We start from the raw sequence: 1,835 nt of genomic DNA on the forward strand, positions 1-1,835 counted from the left end.
AATTGCTTGTGAAATAATTAAACTAATAATTTATAACTATATCCTGATACGTTTTACCTTTGTCTAAGGTATAGCGCTGATCACATTTGGAGATATAATAGCGAATCCGCCGACCCAAATCTTGCTTGTCTTCAACCTGCATTTCTAGATCATAAAGGTTATGTTCATGATCTGCGACAAAGACATCTAACCGGACATCTTTTTGAACTTTATGCGATGGATCCTTGATTTCTTTCTGCTTTTCGGGCAAGAAAATCTTTGAAATTTGCTTTTTTCCAGTCACTGTTTGCAAAACATAGCGACAAAAATCAGGATTAGCCATCACTTCGCCAAAAGCCTGATCTTCTGAGAAGCCATACCATGACTGACTTTTTTTATGTTTCTTTCATTACACACCAACTTTCTAATAATGTAAGAGAAAATACCCTTCACTATTTAATACGCAAAAAGTTGGCAAATTTTTTTCAGAAATTCATACTTATACTTAGAAAATACAATATTTACTTAAAAGAAGGCAACCAACATGTACAGCATTCCTAAAATAAAAACTCACAACGAACAAATGATCAAGCTTTATGCACAACAAATCCGTGAGACTGTCGATAACACTACTATTTATGATGAGCAATCTACCTTTTCAACTCCATCATCTTCCACTTATCCACAGTTATGTTTCATGCCAGTAAATACCGCTACAGCGATCAAAAATTCCAAGTGGCAATCTGAAAAAACAGCTGCACTCAACTTTGCGGACTACTTAGAAGCTGGTGGCGGATACTTACGCGGCAGCGTTGCTCAAGAAGAAGCGCTGTGTCTTGAATCTGATCTTTATCAGTGTCTTGCGCCATTTGAACAAACTTACTATCAATGGAATAATGCTCATATTAACCATTCACTTTATGAAAATCGCGCTCTTTATTCACCTAACATTCTATTTGCCAGCCCTGAGATTTATGCACAGGTGGATATCATTACCTGTGCCGCTCCAAACTACAGCAAAGCAAAACTATTCGGTATTTCGTATAGAAATGCATGTATAACTTTACAAAATCGCATGTCCTTCGTAAAACAAATTGCAGAAAAAGAACATGTCGCCCATCTTATCCTTGGAGCATGGGGAGCCGGAGTTTTTGGCTTTAAAGCAAAAGACGTTGCACAAATGTGGCACAACGTCTTTAATACAAAATCTTCAATTAAAAAAGTAACTTTCGCCGTAATCGATGATCATCGTAATTCGGCGGCACAAGATTTTAGAAATGAATTTACTGATTGAGTCCTAAGTGACTCTTTTTATTTTTCATTTTCCAAATTATTAATAGCAGTTTCAGCTAAAGCATAAGCTTGTTGAGCCTGATTTTTAGCTTGAACGTAGCCATTCAAGTTATCATCACCACTTGCTAAAACCCTGGCAAAAGCAATTTGTTCCGCCATCAAAAAGTTAAACAAAGAATCCCACTTTTTATCTGCAAACTTAATCTTTTTAGTGGAAATCTTAGACATCAATTCACGGGTTAAATTAAAAGACTTTTCCAAAATTTGCTCATCCGCATCCGTCAAATCACGCACATTGTATGCTTGATGAATTTGGTGTACCTTGAGCAATTCTTTTAACAAAGTTCTGGTTTGAGCATCCTTAGACACATTTTGATTAATTTTAAGCATTGATATTCTCTTTCCTTTTCAAGATATTCCCATTATACCAAATAGTATTCGCCATTTGTTTAACGCAGCGTTTCATCTCTTGAATGTCTAATACACTATAAGCAAATTCCTTACGCAATAATTCTTTAGGCAAATACTGATCATACTTATCAATTCCTGGAACTTCTTTAGGA

At 35.7% G+C, this 1,835-nt stretch carries 4 protein-coding genes; 1 reads left to right on the plus strand and 3 read right to left on the minus strand.

Features of this window, described 5'->3' with window-relative positions; genetic code table 11:
- Window positions 1–22 precede the first annotated feature (22 nt).
- Window positions 23–322 carry a PD-(D/E)XK nuclease family transposase gene (locus tag HMPREF0518_RS05610; RefSeq protein WP_003626965.1) on the minus strand — a complete coding sequence of 100 codons (300 nt, stop codon included), beginning with the start codon at window positions 320–322 and terminating at the stop codon, window positions 23–25.
- A gap of 201 nt (window positions 323–523) precedes the next feature.
- On the opposite strand from HMPREF0518_RS05610, the gene HMPREF0518_RS05615 reads away from it, so the two are divergent.
- Complete coding sequence (locus HMPREF0518_RS05615; RefSeq protein WP_003626966.1) at window positions 524–1,273, plus strand: TIGR02452 family protein; 750 nt, start codon at window positions 524–526, stop codon at window positions 1,271–1,273.
- Between the two features lie 17 nt (window positions 1,274–1,290).
- On the opposite strand, the gene HMPREF0518_RS05620 is transcribed toward HMPREF0518_RS05615, so the two are convergent.
- A complete protein-coding gene (locus tag HMPREF0518_RS05620) occupies window positions 1,291–1,662 on the minus strand; it encodes a hypothetical protein (protein ID WP_003626968.1) in 372 nt (123 codons plus the stop codon).
- Window positions 1,655–1,835 (minus strand): hypothetical protein (locus HMPREF0518_RS05625; protein ID WP_003626970.1); only part of this gene is annotated, 181 nt, incomplete at its 5' end. The genes HMPREF0518_RS05620 and HMPREF0518_RS05625, both read right to left, overlap by 8 nt.

The sequence above is a fragment of the Lactobacillus helveticus DSM 20075 = CGMCC 1.1877 genome (assembly GCF_000160855.1).
Classification (GTDB): Bacteria; Bacillota; Bacilli; order Lactobacillales; family Lactobacillaceae; genus Lactobacillus; species Lactobacillus helveticus.

Bases quoted from the DNA above. Each gene is read 5' to 3' on its own strand.
- HMPREF0518_RS05610 (WP_003626965.1), bottom strand. From the start codon at position 322: ATGGCTAATCCTGATTTTTGTCGCTATGTTTTGCAAACAGTGACTGGA.
- HMPREF0518_RS05615 (WP_003626966.1), top strand. From the start codon at position 524: ATGTACAGCATTCCTAAAATAAAAACTCACAACGAACAAATGATCAAG.
- HMPREF0518_RS05620 (WP_003626968.1), bottom strand. From the start codon at position 1,662: ATGCTTAAAATTAATCAAAATGTGTCTAAGGATGCTCAAACCAGAACT.